The 18,746-nt window shown below is 48.4% G+C and carries 15 protein-coding genes; 10 read left to right on the top strand and 5 right to left on the bottom strand.

What is annotated here, in order from left to right; genetic code table 11:
• Positions 1–40 precede the first annotated feature (40 nt).
• Positions 41–1,420, top strand: a complete 1,380-nt coding sequence (locus tag MAQ5080_RS13360; RefSeq protein ID WP_067211072.1) for an L-serine ammonia-lyase — start codon at positions 41–43, stop codon at positions 1,418–1,420.
• A gap of 102 nt (positions 1,421–1,522) precedes the next feature.
• Here the strand turns inward: MAQ5080_RS13360 and MAQ5080_RS13365 are convergent, their stop codons facing one another.
• The 5 genes from MAQ5080_RS13365 to MAQ5080_RS13385 all read right to left on the bottom strand — a co-directional run bounded on the left by MAQ5080_RS13365 (position 1,523) and on the right by MAQ5080_RS13385 (position 6,226).
• Complete coding sequence (locus MAQ5080_RS13365) at positions 1,523–1,987, bottom strand: MarR family winged helix-turn-helix transcriptional regulator (protein WP_067211075.1); 465 nt, start codon at positions 1,985–1,987, stop codon at positions 1,523–1,525.
• Between the two features lie 183 nt (positions 1,988–2,170).
• Positions 2,171–3,490 carry a TRAP transporter large permease gene (locus MAQ5080_RS13370; RefSeq protein WP_067211078.1) on the bottom strand — a complete coding sequence of 440 codons (1,320 nt, stop codon included), beginning with the start codon at positions 3,488–3,490 and terminating at the stop codon, positions 2,171–2,173.
• Positions 3,483–3,986: a TRAP transporter small permease gene (locus tag MAQ5080_RS13375; protein ID WP_067211082.1), complete on the bottom strand. Its 504-nt coding sequence runs from the start codon at positions 3,984–3,986 to the stop codon at positions 3,483–3,485. The genes MAQ5080_RS13370 and MAQ5080_RS13375 overlap by 8 nt, the downstream gene beginning before the upstream one ends.
• 20 nt (positions 3,987–4,006) lie before the next feature.
• Positions 4,007–5,008: a TRAP transporter substrate-binding protein gene (locus MAQ5080_RS13380; RefSeq protein WP_231870838.1), complete on the bottom strand. Its 1,002-nt coding sequence runs from the start codon at positions 5,006–5,008 to the stop codon at positions 4,007–4,009.
• Between the two features lie 183 nt (positions 5,009–5,191).
• Complete coding sequence (locus MAQ5080_RS13385; protein WP_067211089.1) at positions 5,192–6,226, bottom strand: TRAP transporter substrate-binding protein; 1,035 nt, start codon at positions 6,224–6,226, stop codon at positions 5,192–5,194.
• Positions 6,227–6,529: 303 nt separating this feature from the next.
• Between MAQ5080_RS13385 and MAQ5080_RS13390 the strand changes: the two genes are divergently transcribed.
• From MAQ5080_RS13390 to MAQ5080_RS13430, 9 genes are all read left to right on the top strand, one after another.
• Complete coding sequence (locus MAQ5080_RS13390; RefSeq protein ID WP_067211092.1) at positions 6,530–8,095, top strand: acyl CoA:acetate/3-ketoacid CoA transferase; 1,566 nt, start codon at positions 6,530–6,532, stop codon at positions 8,093–8,095.
• 17 nt (positions 8,096–8,112) lie between these two features.
• Positions 8,113–9,321, top strand: a complete 1,209-nt coding sequence (locus MAQ5080_RS13395; RefSeq protein WP_067211095.1) for a thiolase family protein — start codon at positions 8,113–8,115, stop codon at positions 9,319–9,321.
• A 168-nt stretch (positions 9,322–9,489) separates the two neighbouring features.
• On the top strand, positions 9,490–10,251 hold the full coding sequence (locus MAQ5080_RS13400; RefSeq protein WP_067211098.1) for a crotonase/enoyl-CoA hydratase family protein: 762 nt from the start codon (positions 9,490–9,492) through the stop codon (positions 10,249–10,251).
• 20 nt (positions 10,252–10,271) lie between these two features.
• Complete coding sequence (locus MAQ5080_RS13405) at positions 10,272–11,039, top strand: 3-hydroxyacyl-CoA dehydrogenase (RefSeq protein ID WP_067211101.1); 768 nt, start codon at positions 10,272–10,274, stop codon at positions 11,037–11,039.
• Positions 11,040–11,046: 7 nt separating this feature from the next.
• Positions 11,047–12,798: an acyl-CoA dehydrogenase family protein gene (locus MAQ5080_RS13410; RefSeq protein WP_067211105.1), complete on the top strand. Its 1,752-nt coding sequence runs from the start codon at positions 11,047–11,049 to the stop codon at positions 12,796–12,798.
• A 66-nt stretch (positions 12,799–12,864) separates the two neighbouring features.
• On the top strand, positions 12,865–14,715 hold the full coding sequence (locus MAQ5080_RS13415; protein ID WP_067211108.1) for a feruloyl-CoA synthase: 1,851 nt from the start codon (positions 12,865–12,867) through the stop codon (positions 14,713–14,715).
• 87 nt (positions 14,716–14,802) lie between these two features.
• Positions 14,803–15,552 carry an electron transfer flavoprotein subunit beta/FixA family protein gene (locus MAQ5080_RS13420; protein ID WP_067211111.1) on the top strand — a complete coding sequence of 250 codons (750 nt, stop codon included), beginning with the start codon at positions 14,803–14,805 and terminating at the stop codon, positions 15,550–15,552.
• Positions 15,552–16,481, top strand: a complete 930-nt coding sequence (locus MAQ5080_RS13425) for an electron transfer flavoprotein subunit alpha/FixB family protein (RefSeq protein ID WP_067211115.1) — start codon at positions 15,552–15,554, stop codon at positions 16,479–16,481. The genes MAQ5080_RS13420 and MAQ5080_RS13425 overlap by 1 nt, the downstream gene beginning before the upstream one ends.
• Before the next feature lie 27 nt (positions 16,482–16,508).
• Positions 16,509–18,134, top strand: coding sequence for an electron transfer flavoprotein-ubiquinone oxidoreductase (locus MAQ5080_RS13430; protein WP_067211118.1), 1,626 nt, complete (start codon positions 16,509–16,511; stop codon positions 18,132–18,134).
• Positions 18,135–18,746: the final 612 nt, after the last annotated feature.

Here is an 18,746-nt window from a genome sequence, read left to right on the forward strand (position 1 = left end):
CATCTATATATTTCCGAGATTGGAATTTTCTGGAGGCTTTATGTCTATCAGTGTATTTGACCTTTTTAAAATCGGCATTGGTCCTTCAAGCTCTCACACAGTAGGCCCGATGGCAGCCGCGGCCGATTTTGTGGACGCTTTGACAGCGAAGGAAGCAACACAAAATACAGTGCGTGTGGTCTGTGATCTTTACGGCTCATTGAGTGCAACAGGTGTGGGGCATGGTACCGACAATGCTGTCATCATGGGTTTAATGGGTGAACGCCCAAATCGCATCGACCCAGAATGTGTATTAGGTCGTATCGAAGCACTGAAAGAAAACCATCGCTTGCAATTAGCCGGCGGTCATGAAATTGAATTCGTTTGGGAACGCGATATGCTTCTGTTAGAAGAAGATTTACCATATCACCCAAATGCGATGCGTTTGACGGCGTACGATGCGTCGGAAAATGTACTTTACCAAAACACCTATTACTCCATCGGTGGTGGTTTCGTCATCGATGAATCAGAAGCGACTGCGGATGCTCGTCTGGTGCCTCAGGTAGAGGTACCTTACGACTTCAAGAACGCAGTTGAGTTACTTAAATTATGTAAAGAGCATGATTTAAGCATCAGCCAGCTAATGATGGAAAACGAAAAGGTACTGCGCTCTGAGAAAGAAGTGCGTGAAGGCCTGATGGAGATCTGGGGAGCGATGAAAGACTGTATCGCTAACGGTCTTCACAAAGATGGCAAGTTGCCGGGCGGCCTAAACGTTCGTCGTCGTGCAATGACGCTGCATAAATCTTTGATTCGTGCCACTCGTCCTAACATTATCAGTTCCACTTTGAGTGCGATGGATTGGGTGAACCTTTATGCGCTTGCGGTGAACGAAGAAAACGCAGCGGGTGGTCGCATGGTGACTGCGCCGACTAACGGTGCAGCGGGTATCATTCCTGCGGTACTGATGTACTACATGGAATTTATGCCAAACCCAACCGACGACAACGTGGTGGATTTCTTCCTAGCGGCAGCGGCGATTGGCTCATTGTGTAAGATGAACGCTTCTATCTCTGGCGCCGAAGTAGGTTGTCAGGGTGAGGTGGGCTCAGCCTGTGCCATGGCAGCGGCAGGTCTATGTGAAGTATTGGGCGGAACACCGGCGCAAGTTGAAAACGCGGCGGAAATCGGTCTGGAACATAACTTAGGTCTGACCTGTGATCCTGTTGGCGGTCTGGTACAAGTACCTTGTATCGAGCGAAATGCGATTGCAGCGATGAAAGCGATCAACGCGACGCAAATGGCATTACGTGGTGATGGCGAGCACTTTATCTCATTGGATAAAGTTATCCGCACCATGCGTGATACCGGTAAAGACATGCAAGACAAGTACAAGGAAACCTCTCGCGGCGGCTTGGCTGTCAACGCGATTGAGTGTTAATAGTTCTAAGTACTGGTTACAAAAAAAGCCCTTGCGAGTGATCGCAAGGGCTTTTTTTATGGGGCGCTGACTTGGCTTTTCAGGCGTTGTGCCAAGCTATGGCTATAACGATTTATTCGCCAAGCGCTCTAACGCATTTAGCAGCCACTGCTTTTCTTGTTCGCCGTCTAGGCATTTCGCCATTTCATTTTCATAGCAGCTGACGCGTTCGACCGCATTGACGAAAAACTGGCTACCGGCGTCCGTCATAAACAGCGCGTAAGAGCGTCGGTCATTAATCGCGGGACGGCGCTCTAATAGGTTTTTACTTTCGAGCTTATCGACCGCTGCCACCATGGCAGAACGATCGTTACCCAATGCTTGAGCAACGGCCGTTTGAGTTAATCCAGGATTACGTTCGACAATTGCAAGAACGGCAAATAGTCCGGGGCTAATACCTAAGTCTTCACAAACCTCGCCAAACTTTGCAAAAAAGTTCATCTGAGCGCGACGCAAGCGATAACCTAAAAATTCGTCTAAAACACCAAAATCAATTTCTTGATCCGACTTTTTTGGTTGATCTTGCATGTATTGAGTTCCTAGCATGGTCAAATATAAAGCGCCGTATTGTATACCAACGCATTAGTTTGGTGAAAGCTATAACAATTGAAGCATCTATCTAACAAACATTGAGTGAATTGAATTGAGTTAAAAAGAAGGGCTCAGAAGAGCCCTTTAAGTTCGACTACTACAGTCACTCACTCGTTTAAACTAGCCGATGGCATGGACTAACCAAAGCGTAATGCCTGGGAAAAGTACCAACAGTGCCACACGGACGAAGTCTGAAATCAAGAAAGGCACCACACCTTTGAAACACTCTTTAAGTGGTAGAGAGTTATCAAACGATTTAATGATAAAGATGTTCATCCCCACAGGCGGTGTAATCAATCCGACTTCTACCACCACTAGGGCAATGATACCGAACCAGATCCCCAGATCCGCGGCAGGAATACCAAAATCCATCGCCATAATGATTGGGAAGTAAATCGGAATGGTCAGCAAGATCATCGCCAAACTGTCCAAGAAACAGCCCATGATCAGGTAAGTAATCAGCATTACGACCAGGATTGTGTAAGGTGACAAACCTGAGTTGGTCAGTACTTCGACACCGATTTCAGGCAATTTAGACAGTGCGATAAAGACACTGAATAAGTCAGCACCCAAGACAATAAAGAAGATCATGGCGGACGATACGGCGGTACGAATTAAGCTCGATAGCAGACCATCCATGCGCATTTTGCCGTGGGTCACCGCCAGAATTGCGGTCAGCACAACACCTACCGACGCCGCTTCAGTTGGGGTGAAGAAGCCGAAGTAAATACCACCTAAAACGATTAAGAAGATGGTCGTAATATGCCACACGTCCTTGGTCGAACGGATCTTTTGTGCCCAGGTAGTTTGCTCACCACGTGGTCCCGTATGTGGGTACATACGCACATAGATAGCGATGGTCAGCATATAACCCGCAGCTGCCAAGAAGCCTGGAATAAAGGCCGCGATAAACATTTTAGAAATGTTTTGCTCGGTCAGTACCGCAAAGATGATCAATACCATAGAAGGTGGGATCAAGATGCCTAAGGTACCACCTGCTGCCAGCGCACCAGCGGCTAGGCTGCCGGAGTATTTCAAGCGACGCATTTCCGGTAGGGCCACTTTACCCATGGTCGAAGCGGTGGCCAGTGATGAACCACAAATGGCACCGAAGGCGGCACAGCCAGCCACTGCGGCCATGGCAATACCACCTTTCTGGCGTCCAACCCAAGTATTACAAGTTCGGAACAGTTCGGTAGTGATACCAGAGCGTGTGGCGAGCTCACCCATTAATAGAAACAGTGGTACAACGGACAGGTCGTAAGTGGAAAATTTGGCCACTGGAGCCGTGCCTAAGTATTCGAGTAGGGCCGGCATACCGCCGATCATCACATAGCCCACAGAGCCACACACCATCATAGATAGGGCAATCGGGATACGAATACTCATGAGGACCAGTAGAATCCCCATCATTAAGAATGCTAATTCAACGTTACTCATCACCTTCTCCCGAATGGCATGTCAGCATGCGATTGATACCACAGAGGGCACAAAGGCTAAAACAGATCACCCCGACAACATAAACCCACCACATTGGTAGTTCGAGAATCATGGTTTGCTCGTAGTAGTCCTTTGACTCGATACCGCTGAGTGTCATGCGGTAGGCAAAGGCAATGGATACAAGCGTGAAAATTAGGTTTCCTAGTTGATCTAAAAGGTAAAGCGTTTTGGGTTGGCAGTTGGCTGTAAACAGGTCAACGATAATGTGCCCCTTTCGCAAATAACATTCAGGTAAGAATAGGAAAACAGACATGGCCAGACCGACTTCGGTCAGCTCATAGTCACCTTCAACAGATTGGCCAAAAAATGTCCTGCCGATGATGCTGGCGACCGTAATGATCGCCAGCGACAGCATGATTAGACCCCCTAAGAGAGCGAAGCTATGCGCGACACGCTTTAATCCACTCTCAACAACATTTACAACGGATAACTTCATGCTTCATCACCGAACAGCTGTTACATTGACTCGTATTTCTTGATCAAGCCTTCTGCTTTCTCAAGTAAACGTTCTGCTTCGTAATCGTCATCGTTCATGTCTTCGACCCACTCGGTACGAACAGGCGCTAGCATTTGCTGCCAAGACTGGTATTCAGCACCTTCGATGAAATCAAAGCTGTTGCCTTGTTTGACTGCGTAGCTGCGAGCGTGCTGCTCGTAGTTGTCGAACAAGTTACCGATGTGACCGGCTAGTGCAACACCTGAGTTATCGTCGATGACTTTTTGCAGGTCGGCTGGTAGGTCGGCGTAGACATCTTTGTTCATGGCAAAGATAAAGAACTGGGTGTAGAGACCACGATCGCCTTTGATTTCAGTATGGTGTTTAACCAACTCATAGATCTTAGTCGGTAGTACTACTTCGTAAGGTAGCGCGGCAACATCCAGTACGCCTTTTGAAATGGCACTGGCCATTTCCGTCACTGGCATAAAGATGGTGTTGGTGTCGAAAACGTTGAAAGCTTCAGACATCACCTTGTTGGGTGCGCGCACTTTCAGTCCATCTAGATCGGCCGCTGTTTTGATCGCTTGCTCACGAGAGTGAAGTGAACCTGGGGCGTGGGTATGCATGGCCAGTAGATGAACGTCCTTCATTTCATCTTGCATTTCCGTTTCGGCGTATTCTTGCAGTGCCATAGACGTGGCTTGTGCCGTGCTTGGCATGAACGGTAGTTCAAATACAGTTGCTTTTGGGAATCGGCCAGGCGTGTAACCGCCAACAGTCCAAGTGATATCAGAGATACCTTTACGAACTTGGTCAAACAATTGTGGTGGTTTTCCGCCAAGTTGCATCGCAGGGTAAAGCTCAATGTCGATACGGCCGTTGGATTCGGCTTCAACTTTCTCTGCCCAAGGCTCTAAGAACTTAGAGTGGGCCATCGACATAGGTGGCAAAAAGTGATGAAGCTTCAATGTGTACTCCGCTTCTGCCATAGCATTGACCGAAAGTACTGCACTAGCCACAAGTGCTAGACCTCTTCGTCCTAGATATTTCATTATTCACCTCACATTGTTTTTTTTATATGTGTCTTTAGGCTTTAGTCACTGACCTGTGTCCATGATCATTACACTTGAGTTGAGCTGGACATCCTTGTCCTAGTGCAGCATCAGTAACCGATAGCATCATGCTTAATTACTGAGCAGTGATTACATTGCTTCGTATTTCTTGATCAAGCTTTCTGCTTTTTCAAGCAAACGTTCAGCTTCGTAATCGTCGTCGTTCATGTCTTCGACCCATTCTGTACGAACTGGGGCAAGCTTGGTTTTCCAAGCTTCGTATTCAGCACCTTCAATGTAGTCAAAGCTGTTACCTTGTTTAACTGCATAGCTGCGAGCGTGCTGCTCATAGTTATCAAATAGGGTGCCGATATGACCTGCTAGCGCGACACCTGAGTTGTCGTCGATGATTTTCTGCAAGTCTGATGGTAAGTCGGCGTAGACGTCTTTGTTCATGGCAAAAATAAAGAACTGAGTGTACAGACCACGATCGCCCTTGATTTCAGTGTGATGTTGAACCAGTTCGTAGATCTTAGTCGGCAACACAACTTCATAAGGTAGCACTGCCACGTCTAGTACTCCTTTGGAAATCGCACTGGCCATTTCGGTGACAGGCATAAAGATGGTGTTGGCACCAAACTCTTTGAAGCCTTGTGACATGATTTTGTTTGGTGCACGCACTTTAAGGCCGTCTAGATCAGCACCCGTTTGGATGGCTTGTTCGCGAGAGTGGAATGAGCCTGGCGCATGGGTGTGCATGGCCAGTAGATGCACATCACGCATTTCATCCTGCATTTCTGTTTCTGCATATTCTTGCAGCGCCATCGATGTGGCTTTAGCAGTGCCTGGCATGAAAGGTAATTCGAATACTGTGGCCTTAGGGAAACGGCCTGGGGTGTATCCGCCGACGGTCCAAGTGATATCTGAGATACCTTTACGAACTTGGTCAAACAGTTGAGGTGGCTTGCCTCCTAGTTGCATAGCTGGGTATAGCTCGATGTCGATACGCCCATTTGACTCAGCTTCAACCTTCTCAGCCCAAGGCTCTAAGAATTTCGAGTGTGCCATCGACATCGGTGGCAGCATGTGGTGTAGCTTGAGCGTGTATTCCGCTTCAGCCATTGCGTTTACCGAAAGTACTGCGCCAGCGATCAGGGCTAGACCTTTACGTCCTAGATGCTTCATTGTCCACCTCACATTGTTTTTTTTATACGTGTTTTTATGGCTTAGATTGCGTCAACAGATATTAGCTGATGACGATTTATACATTTTTTGCACATATTGTTGAGCATTTCAACAATCTGCGTCATAGAATTTTTCCTGTGCCCATCGGAAAAAAAGATAACTCCCTTTCCCTTTTTAGAATAATTAACAATAGAAAGCAAAACTATTTGTAAAAATAATTGTTGTGTAGTACAACAAAAGCACAACTACATTAGGTAGTCCGTTTTTACACACCGGAACAATGCTAAAAATAGAAGGTGAAACATGAGCAAGGTGATTTCTCTAGAGCAGGCTGCAAGCCTGATCAAAGACGGTGATTCGGTTGCATGGTCGACCATTGGTATGTCGTATTTCGCAGAAGCTGTGGCTAGCCAGCTAGAAAAACGCTTCCTAGAAACAGGGCAGCCAAAGAATCTAACATTGATCCACGACTGTGGCTGTGGTGATGGTAAAGATGCGGGGATGTCCCATCTTGCTCATGAAGGTCTTGTGAAGCGATTGATTTCTGGTCACACCGGCCAAGCACCCAAGATGGCGGGCATGGTGGTTGAGGATAAAATCGAAGCCTACCTATTGCCGCAAGGTGTTCTCACCACTATGTGGCGTCAAATCGCCGGTAATAAGCCTGGCGTGATCACTAAAGTGGGCATGGGGACTTACGTTGACCCACTGATCAGTGGTGGCAAAGTGACCTCAAAAGCAACCGACGACTTGGTGAAGCGCATCGATATCGAAGGTGAAGACTGGTTACTGTATAAAAAATTCCCGCTAAACGTCGTGGTGATTCGTGCCACCACAGCGGATGAGCACGGCAACCTTTCTGTTGAAGAAGAGGCGCAGCTTGCTGAGATCCTACCGATGGCGCAAGCGGCGCGTAACCAAGGCGGTATCGTGATCGCGCAGGTGAAGTACCTAGCGGAAGCGAAAACGATCAAGCCAAAAGATGTCAAAGTCCCAGGTGTGCTCGTGGACTACGTGACAGTCGCGCCAGCAGAGCAGCACATGCAGACCATCACCACGGAATATAACCCAAGTCTGGCCGGCAATGCTCGCATTCCTCTTAATGCCATTCCGCCAGTGCCATTTGGTGAGCGTAAGATTATTGCTCGTCGTGCGGCAATGGAGCTTTATGACAACGCTATTGTGAACCTAGGTATCGGTATGCCGGACGGTGTGGCATCGGTGGCCGCCGAAGAAAATGTTGCTAGCCGCTTTATGCTGACCACTGAGCTGGGGACTTACGGTGGTATTCCAGCATCAGGTGGTGACTTTGGTGCGGCGTGGAACGCAGAAGCGATTATCGAACACGAAGCCCAATTCGATTTCTATGATGGTGGCGGTTTGGACATCGCTTTCCTAGGTCTGGCGCAAGCGGATCAGAACGGCAACTTAAACGTCAGTAAGTTTGGTCCTAAAGTGGTGGGGCCGGGTGGCTTTATCAATATTTCGCAAACCGCTAAGAAGGTCGTCTTCTGTGGCACCTTGGTAAATGGCGCCAAGCTATCGTTTGAAGGTGGCAAGGTCGCGGTACTGGAAGAAGGCCGTACCCGTAAGTTTGTTGAGCAAGTGGATCATGTGACCTTCAGTGGTGAATTTGCCCAAGCGAATGATAAGCCAGTGTTCTTTATTACCGAGCGCTGTGTATTGGAGCTGCGCAAAGAAGGCATGGTGTTGACTGAGATCGCACCAGGTCTTGATCTAGAAAAAGACGTATTAAGCATGATGGATTTCAAACCAATCATTGCCGACGATCTAAAAACCATGCCTGAGGCCATTTTCCAACAAGCTTGGGGTGGTCTAGGTGAGTACATGGTTAGTACCGCAAAATAACAATAAGGGTGAGCTAAATGACAATGCAAAATGTAGAGATTCCATACGGTGCTTATTGGAGTACGCCGTTCACTAAATGGCAGGGTTCCTTGCAGTACCTGCATTCGATGAAGTTTGCGGCACACGTAGCGAAACAAGAGTTAGCCAAGCGCTCAATTGATCCAACCGTGTTTGATTCGGGTGTGTTGGGGATGACCATTAACCAGTATCAATCCTTTAACGGTGCCCCTTGGCCTTTATTTGATATTGGTGCGGTGCACACGCCAGGTCACGCGGTGAACCAAGTGTGTGCCACCAGTGCTCGTGGCCTGTTTGCAGCGGCCTCAGAAGTGATGTGTGGTATGGCCAGTGTGTCGCTATTGATGGCGGCTGACCGTTGTTCCAATGGTCCGCACATTGTTTACCCGAACCCACAAGGTATCGGCGGTGCCGGGCAGTCGGAAGACCAAGTGTTTTACAACATGATGAATGACCCAATGGGTGGTCATTCCATGATGCAAACCGGTGAGAACGTGGCCAAGCGTTTCGATATTACCCGTGAAGAATTGGATGCGGTCACGCTGCGTCGTTACGAGCAATACCAAGAAGCGCTAAAAGACGAACAGGCGTTCCAAAAACGCTATATGACGCTGCCGCTTTCTGTGCCAACGGCGAACTTTAAGAAAGAAGCGACGGTACTGACTGGTGATGAAGGGGTGTTCCCGACCACAGCAGAAGGCCTGGCGAAGCTAAAGCCGGTGATGGAAGGGGGCGTGATTACCTTTGGTAACCAGACGCATCCAGCAGATGGTAATGCCGCGATCATCGTTTGTCACAGCGATAAAGCCCAAGAGCTTTCCACGAACAGCTCGATCAAGGTTGAGGTCGTAGGTTTTGGTCAAGCCCGTGATGACTTGGCTTATATGCCAGCAGCGCCAATCGAAGCGGCCAAGCGTGCCTTGCAGATGGCAGGTATTGGTATTGATCAAGTGGCTGCGATTAAGACCCATAACCCGTTTGCGGTGAACGATGTGGCGTTCGCCAAAGCCATGGATATTGATGTGATGCAGATGAACAACTTCGGCTGTTCCTTGATTTGGGGGCACCCACAAGGACCTACTGGTCTGCGTGCAATGATTGAAATGATTGAAGAGTTGGCCATGCGTGGCGGCGGCTACGGTTTATTTACCGGCTGTGCCGCGGGTGATACTGGTATGGCCACTGTGATCCGAGTGTCCGATCGTTAAGTGTTGAAGTCTCCGTTATTAGCCACACCTGAGTGTGGCTTTTTTTTGCGAAAAAGTTAAATAGTTGTGTTTGACATTTGTTTAGTTATACAACTATTATGTTTTCAATTAGTAGAACAACGTATTTAAGGCGCCTCAGCCATAAACATAACAAAAAGAGGTAAGCGAATGACAAGCTATCAGTTCATCGAATTTTCAGTAGATAATGGCATTGGTCACCTTCGACTGAATCGACCTGAAAAAAAGAACGCGATCAACGACTCTCTATGTCTAGAGATCGAGCATGCGTTTATCAACCTTCCTGATGACGTTAACGTTATCGTCTTCTCTGGTGCTGGCCCTGAATTTTGTGCTGGTCTGGATCTAGCAGAACACAAAGCCCGTGAGCCATTTGAAGTGGTAAAACACTCAAACATGTGGCACCGCGTGTTTGGTCATATCCAAAACTCTGGTGTGCCTGTGATTGCCGCAATGCAAGGCGCTGTCATTGGTGGTGGTTTGGAATTGGCAATCTGTGCGCACATCCGTGTCACTGAAAAGAATACCTTCTACCGTTTACCGGAAGGCCGCCATGGCATCTTCGTCGGCGGTGGTGCATCGGTAAGCGTTGCACGTGTGATCGGTACTAGCCGTATGACAGAAATGATGTTGACCGGTCGCGATGTGGATGCCGAAGAAGGCTACCGCATTGGTTTAGGTCATTACGTTGTGGAAAACGGTGCATCCTTGGATAAAGCAATGGAGCTTGCTGCCAGCATCGCGAAAAACTCGAAGTACTCAAACTGGGCGATGACCACTGGTCTGGCGCACATCAGCAATATGGCCGCTGATGACGGTTTGTACACTGAGTCACTTATTTGCGGTATCACGCAAACCAGTGATGAAGTGAAAGCACGTATCGAGTCCTTCCTAAACCGTAAGAAAAACTAAGTCATTCCAGGAGTCCCATCATGCAAGTTCAAGGTCGTCATTTCGTCGTAACAGGTTCAGCTTCCGGCATTGGTGAAGCGGTTGCACGTCGTCTACATGGTTTAGGTGCCAGCATTTCTCTAGCAGACATCAATGAAGAAGGCTTAAAACGTGTCACGGAAAGTCTAGGTGAGCGCGTCCAGTATGCAGTAACAGACATTTCTGATGAAGCGTCTGTGCAAGCTTCATTGGATCAAGCGGTTGCTACCTTTGGTGAAATCAATGGCGTGGTTAACTGTGCCGGTATTCCTGGTGCAGAGCGCGTGGTCGGTCGTGAAGGTCCGCACTCGCTAGCAGGTTTTGAGCGTGCACTACGCATCAACCTACTAGGTACTTTTAACATGATTCGTTTGGCAGCCGATAAAATGCAGCACAACGAACCTCAATCTACCACTGAGCGCGGTGTGATCATTAACACGGCATCGGTGGCAGCGTTTGATGGCCAGATCGGTCAAGCAGCTTACTCCGCATCAAAAGGTGGCGTGACAGCGATGACATTGCCGATTGCTCGTGAACTCGCGCGCTTTGGTATCCGTGTCATGACCATCGCTCCAGGTATCTTCAAAACACCGATGATGGATGTGCTACCAGAAGAGGTGCAGCAGTCACTAGGTGCAGCGGTGCCATTCCCACCACGTTTGGGCGATCCAGATGAATTTGCCATGTTGGCACAACAAATCATTGAGAACTGCATGCTGAACGGTGAAGTCATTCGTCTAGATGGCGCCATCCGTATGGCGGCGAAATAGGAGATCGATGATGAGCTACCAAGCCCCTTACAAAGACATGCAATGGTTGGTTGAGCAAGCGTACCAAACGCAACAATTGGGCAACCTTGAATCCCTGCAAGACTTCGATCTAGATCTTGCTAACGCGATCATTGATGAAGCGAATAAATTTGCCAGTGGCGTACTCGCCCCGTTAAACATGGTGGGGGATGAGGAAGGTTGTAAATTCTCTGATGGCCAAGTGACGACGCCAACGGGTTGGAAAGATGCCTACGCACAATTCCGTGATTCCGGTTGGATCGGTTTAGCACTACCAGAAGAGTTTGGCGGCCAAGGTTTGCCAAAGTACATTGCTCAGCCAGTGAACGAGATGTGGTTGTCGAGCAACCTAGCATTCGTCATGTTCGCGGCGTTGGCGCAAGGTGGCTCTGAAATCCTATTAAAGTTTGCTTCTGATGAACTGAAAGCCCGTTATCTAACGCAAATCGTTACGGGTGAATGGACCGTGGCGATGGCGCTGACTGAGCCGAATGCAGGTTCTGATCTAGGTGCATTGACGACAAAAGCGATTCCACAAGCGGATGGTACTTACCAAATCAAAGGCCAAAAGATCTACATCACCTATGGTGAGCACGACATGGCCGACAATATCGTGCACTTGGTATTAGCACGTACGCCAGATGCCCCAGCAGGCAGTCGCGGTATTTCGTTGTTTGCGGTACCAAAATACCGTGTTAACGAAGACGGTTCTTGCGGTGAGTTCAATGATATCCGTTGTACTGGGATTGAGCACAAAACCGGTCTACACGGTAGCCCAACGTGTTCGATCAGCTACGGCGATAACGATGCTTGTGTCGGTGAATTAATTGGTAACCTAAACCAAGGTCTTATGGCGATGTTCGTACTGATGAACGAAGCTCGCTTAAGCTGTGGTATGCAAGGTGTGGGTCTAAGTGAATTAGCCCTGCAAAAAGCACTGCAATACTCAAAAGAGCGTGTCCAAGGCGCCGGTGCTGATGGTCAACGTGTGGCCATCATTGAACACCCTGATGTGAAACGTATGTTGCTGAACCTGCGCTCGGAAAGCTTTGCGCTACGTTCACTCGGCTATCAAATCGCGGCCTTGATCGATGTCACGGAGCAGTCTGACGACGAAGCGGCCGTAAAAGCCGCGGAAAAACGAATTGCCTTGCTGACACCTATCTTTAAAGGCTTTGCCACCGAGCAAGCGAACGAATTGGCAGGTGATGCAATTCAAGTCTATGGCGGTATGGGTTTCGTTGAAGAAACTGGTATTGCGCAAGTGATGCGTGATGCGCGCATCACAACGATTTATGAAGGCACCACCGGTGTGCAATCGAAAGACTTGGTACACCGTAAGATTCGCATGGACCAAGGTCAGGCGATCAGTGAGCTACTGGCAGCAATGCGTGTCGATATCGCTCAAGCACCAGAAAATGTGGTGAATAAGCGTTTGTCCGCCGCAGTGGACCAGCTAGCGCAAGTATTGGATACCACCGTATTAAGCCCTAATGCAGATCTTGCTCAATTAGATGCGGTGGCGGTGCCATTCTTAAACGCAATGGGGGGCATCTGCTGTGCGTGGCAATTGGCTCGTTTAGCGCTTAAAGCGCAAGAAAGCAAAGCACAAGACGAAGAGTTCTTTGGCAACGTAGAAGCACTAGCGGAATTTTACAGTGCATACAAACTACCGCTGGCTCAAGCCGCTCTAACAACCGTCACACAGGAACAAAATGGAGTAGATGCTTATCAGTTTTAGCGTCTAACACATAAGGTGTATAGCCTTCTTTGAACGAATAAAAATAACAAGTCTCAGGAGTATAAAATGACCAGCGAATTCCATCCAATTAAGGTGGTGAGTCACTCTGTTGCGATCGAGAAACGTGATAATGGTGAGCAAATTGTAAGCTGCGCAACGCCGCTAGCTGAGTACGCTCGTTGCCTAACGGATCGACTTGAATACTGGGCGGAAAAAACACCGGATGCGGTGTTTGTCGCACAGCGCGATGATAATGACGAGTGGGATCGTTACACCTACGCCGAGGCGCTAGTAAAAGTTCGTCAACTAGCCTCTTGGTTACTGGAGCAGCCGGTATCACCAGAGCGCCCAATTGCCTTTTTATCTGGTAACAGCCTAGAGCACTTGATGCTGGCGATGGCGGGTTACTACATCGGTGTACCTCATGCGCCGGTGTCACCTGCTTACTCATTGATTGCCACAGACTACGGCAAACTTAAGCACGTCATTGAGCTGCTAACACCGGGGCTGATCGTGGTCGATAAGTTAGGCCCTTATGAAAAAGCGATTAATGCGGTAGCGGACACAGATGTGCCAGTCGCGGTCATGTACGGTGACACCAAAGCCGAGCTGATTAAGAACCCAACAGTGTCGTTTGCTGAGTTCTGGGATCACGAAGAAAATTCTGCCATCGAAGAGCGCAACGCAGAAGTCACCGGCGATAGCGTGGCTAAGATCCTATTCACATCCGGTACCACAGGCATGCCAAAAGGCGTGATGAACACTCAGCGTATGTTGTGTGCCAACGCGGTGATGATTCGTGACACCATGGCTTTCTTAGCCGAAGAGCCGCCAGTGATGGTGGACTGGCTACCTTGGAACCATACCTTTGGTGGTAACCACAATGTGAGTATTGCTTTATACAACGGTGGTGCTTTCTACCTTGATGACGGCAAACCCACCGAAAACCATTTCCATAAAACGCTGAACAACCTAGCGGAAATTGCTCCGACGGTTTACTTCAACGTGCCGAAGGGCTTTGAGCTGCTGGTGAAAAAGCTTCAGCAAGATGATGAGCTAGCGAAGAAATTCTTCTCTCGTCTGCAGTTTATGTTCTTTGCCGCCGCCGGTATGGCGCAACATATTTGGGACGATATTGATGCCCTGGCGATCAAATACACAGGTAAGAAAATCCCAATGCTGACGGGCCTTGGTGCTACGGAAACGGCGCCGTCTGTCACCTTTGCATCGATTGAAGAGAGTGCTTCTGGGGTGATCGGTAAGCCTGCGCCTGGCGTGACACTTAAGTTGGTGCCAAACGAAGGTAAACTGGAAGCTCGTGTCAAAGCAGTAACGGTTATGCCGGGTTACTGGCGTCAGCCTGAGTTAACTGCCAAAGCGTTTGATGACGAAGGCTACTATTGTCTAGGTGATGCGTTTGCCTATTTGGATGAGAATAACCCAGACCGTGGCTTCCGTTTTGATGGTCGTGTATCAGAAGACTTTAAACTCGACAGTGGTACTTGGGTGAGTGCTGGCACATTGCGTGCGAAATTTATCAGTGCTTGTGCGCCCTTGGTTCAAGACGTGGTGCTTTGTGGCACAAACCGTGCGTACATTACTGGTTTAGTGTTCCCTGATTTCGTGCATTGTCGCAAATTGATTGAAGGCGGTGATGTGTTGACAGAGCAACAGTTGGTTGAGCATCCTGAAGTCAAGGCGGCGTTTGCTGAAAAGCTAAAAGCCTTCGCAGCGCAAGGAACCGGATCATCAACTGTGGTACAACGTATATTGTTGCAACATGAAGCACCAAATTTGAATGCTCATGAAGTAACCGATAAAGGCTCTCTAAACCAACGTAATGTTCAAGCACATCGCGCTGATCAGGTAGAAGAGTTATACCAAGAGCCTAAATCTGTCAGTGTAATTAGCGTTTAATGTTATTGAAGAATGCCAGTATAGCAGCGACTCTTAAATCCTAGCTGGCGTTTATTGTTATAAGAAAAGTATCTTTAGGTGACGATTATGAAAGTATTAGTCGGTGTCAAACGCGTAATAGATTACAACGTTAAAGTACGCGTTAAGTCAGATAACACAGATGTAGATCTAAGCAACACGAAAATGGCGATCAACCCATTTTGTGAAATCGCAGTCGAAGAAGCGATCCGTTTGAAAGAAGCGGGTGTGGCAACAGAAGTTATTGCAGTGAGTGTCGGTACGAGTGCCAGCCAAGAGCAGCTTCGTACGGCGATGGCGCTAGGTGCTGATCGCGCAATTCTAGTTGAGTCCGAAGATGGCGCTGAACCGCTAAATGTTGCTAAAGCGTTTGCCAAGATCATGGAACAAGAAGAAGTAGGTCTCGTCATTCTGGGTAAACAATCGATCGATTCAGACAACAACCAAGTAGGTCAGATGCTCGCGGCGTTAACTAAGCGTCCACAAGGTACCTTTGCTTCTAAGGTTGCAGTTGATGGCAACTCGGTTTCGGTAACACGTGAAATCGATGGTGGTTTGCGTACCGTGAAGCTTGAGCTTCCTGCGATCGTAACCACGGATCTTCGTCTGAACGAGCCGCGCTTTGCGAAACTTCCTGACATTATGAAAGCGAAACGTAAGCCGCTGGAAACGAAAACATTTGCTGACTTGGGTGTGGAGGCGAAACAACACATTCAACTAGATAAGGTGGAAGCACCGGCTGCACGCCAAGGTGGTGTGAAAGTTGGCTCGGTTGATGAGCTTATCCAGAAACTGAAAGACGAAGCGAAGGTGATCTAATGGCTACTTTACTTATTGCAGAACACAACGGAACAGAATTGGCTCCTGCAACGCTAAGTGCTTTGACGGCTGCGCAGCAGATCGGTTCGGATATTACAGTTTTGGTAGCGGGTGCGGAGGCAAAAGCCGCAGCAGATGCCGCAGCCCAGTGCGCTGGCGTCAGCAAAGTCTTGCTAGCGGAAGGTGACAGCCTAGCCCATGACCTAGCGGAAAACCTAAGTGAGCTAGTTCTTTCTCTAGCAGGTGATTACTCGCATGTCGTGGCACCTTCTAATTCAGTGAGCAAAGATGCCATGCCACGTGTGGCTGCGCTGTTAGATGTGGGCCAGCTATCTGATATTACAGCGGTATTAAGCGATGCTCAGTTCCAGCGTCCAATTTACGCTGGTAACGCCATTGCAACCGTGACGTCAAAAGATGCGACTAAGGTTATCACTGTTCGCGCCGCAGCATTTGATAAAGCGGCGGCAACGGGTGGTTCGGCTGCAGTGGAGACTGTTTCTGCACCGGCTGCCAACGCTGCTAGTGCTTGGGTAGCGGATGAGTTGTCTGAATCAGAGCGCCCAGAGCTAACCGCCGCAGAGCGTATCGTATCGGGTGGTCGTGGTGTCGGCAGTGCAGAGAATTTTGCCCTAGTCGAAGCCCTTGCTGATAAGTTAGGTGCAGCAGTCGGTGCTTCTCGTGCCGCGGTCGACTCTGGCTTTGTTGCCAACGATCTACAAGTCGGTCAAACCGGTAAGATCGTCGCACCAAGCTTGTACATGGCGTTTGGTATCTCAGGTGCGATCCAGCATTTGGCCGGTATGAAAGATTCGAAAGTCATTGTTGCTGTTAACAAAGACGAAGAAGCGCCAATCTTCCAAGTAGCGGATTACGGCTTGGTAGGTGATTTGTTTGATGTTCTCCCAGAACTGACTGAAAAACTATAACGATAAAGTAATAAGAGGAGTGCAGTTATGCGTGAATCGATGGAATTTGATGTAGTCATCGTGGGAGCTGGTCCTTCCGGCCTGTCTACTGCCATTCGCTTGAAACAGCTAAATGCTGAGTTGAACGTGTGTGTATTAGAAAAAGGGTCTGAGGTCGGTGCGCATATTCTTTCTGGTGCCGTGCTAGAACCTAGATCGCTCAACGAGTTGTTTGAAAACTGGCAGGAACTGGGCGCTCCTTTGAATACGCCCGTTACGAAAGACGAAGTTTACCTACTAAAAGATGGTGAGCTGAGTAAAGAGATACCACATTCTTTGGTACCCAACTCGATGAAGAATGATGGTAACTACATTGTTAGTGTTGGCAATTTATGCCGCTGGTTAGCAGAGCAAGCGGAAGGTCTTGGCGTTGAGATCTTCCCAGGCTTTGCCGCTGCTGAGATTCTGTACCATGAAGACGGTACGGTGAAAGGCGTGGCAACGGGCGACATGGGAGTGTCGGCATCTGGCGAAAAGCTACCAACCTATATGGAAGGTATGGAGCTGCATGCGGCCTACACGGTGTTCTCAGAAGGGTGTCGCGGTCATCTGGGTAAGCAACTGATCGAGAAATTCTCATTAGATAAAGATGCGGATCCACAACACTACGCACTGGGCATTAAAGAGCTTTGGCAAATTGACCCAAGTAAACATCAGCCAGGTTTAGTCGTGCACGGTGCCGGTTGGCCACTAGAAGAGGCGAGTGGTGGTTTCTTCTTATACCATACCGACAATAACCAAGTGGTTGCGGGTCTAATTGTCGATCTTAACTACAAAAACCCTTGGATGAGTCCTTACGAAGAGTTCCAGCGTTTGAAACACCACCCTGTGTTCAAACAATACTTAGAGGGCGGTGAGCGTGTTTCTTACGGTGCTCGCGCGATTACTAAAGGTGGTTGGAATGCATTACCAACCATGACCTTGCCGGGGGCCTTATTAGTCGGTTGTGATGCGGGGACTTTGAACGTAGCCAAGATCAAAGGTACGCACACCGCGATGAAGTCGGGTATGTTGGCGGCAGAAGCGATTAATAAAGTATTAGCCGATGACGCACTATCCATTGGTGACACTTACAGTGAGTTGTTTGACGCCTCATGGTTGAAACAAGAGCTGTACAGCACTCGTAACTTTGCCCCAGCGATGCATAAGTTCGGCACATTCTTCGGTGGTGCTTTTAACTACATCGATCAGAATATCCTTGGCGGCAAAATGCCAATTACTCTACACGATACCTCGTTGGATTACGCGCAGTTGCAAACGATCAACGAAGCCAAGAAAATTGACTACCCTAAACCGGATGGCAAACTAAGCTTCGATCGTCTGTCTTCGGTATTCCTTTCGAATACCAACCATGAAGAAGATCAGCCATGCCATTTGACGCTAGCGGATGACAGCATTCCAACAGGCAGTAACTTGTCTTCGTTTGCTGAACCTGCACAGCGTTACTGCCCAGCAGGTGTCTATGAGATCGTTGAGCAAGAAGCGGGCCCGAAGCTTCAGATTAATGCGCAGAACTGCTTACACTGTAAAACCTGTGACATTAAAGACCCAGCTCAGAACATTACCTGGGTAACACCGGAAGGCACCGGTGGTCCAAACTACCCGAATATGTAATAGAAGCATGACATTGCTTAAAAGCCCGCTACTGATTTCCGTAGCGGGCTTTTTGTTTTTAAGGAGCACGGCTAATTCTTTAACCCCCTCCCGGCCTCCCACTTGGCAAGGGGGAGGAGCTTAGTCTTGTAGCGCTGCCATATTGCTACTTCCTCTCCTTTCTACTGGGGGAAGGGGGGGCTTAGTTTTGTGGGGCTGCGATATTTCATGTTCCCTCCCCTTAGCAAGGGGAGGGTTAGGGTGGGGTTGGAGGTCTAGCAACCTCCGTGATGCTGGATTTAGCATGACTTGTCTATTTATTGATCGATAAATGCTTGATTGTGATCAATAAATAATCAATTCTGCGTTTTTCTCTTATAAAATCGATGTTTTTTAAAATTAATTCAAAAAGTGCTTGCGCTGAAAATCCTGATGCGTATTATACGCCTCCACTGACACGGCAGACCACAACGGACTGCGAAGCGAACTGGAAACAGCAAGCAACAGTGTCAACGCTCTTTAAAATAGATAATCAGATAATTTGTGTGGGCGCTCGCTGGAGACTTCTCAAAAACTTTGAAGTCTTAAGCAAGTGACCATGTCAATTCGCTTTACGTTCTTTAATCTTAGGGT

The organism is Marinomonas aquimarina (genome assembly GCF_900089755.1).
GTDB lineage: Bacteria > Pseudomonadota > Gammaproteobacteria > Pseudomonadales > Marinomonadaceae > Marinomonas > Marinomonas aquimarina.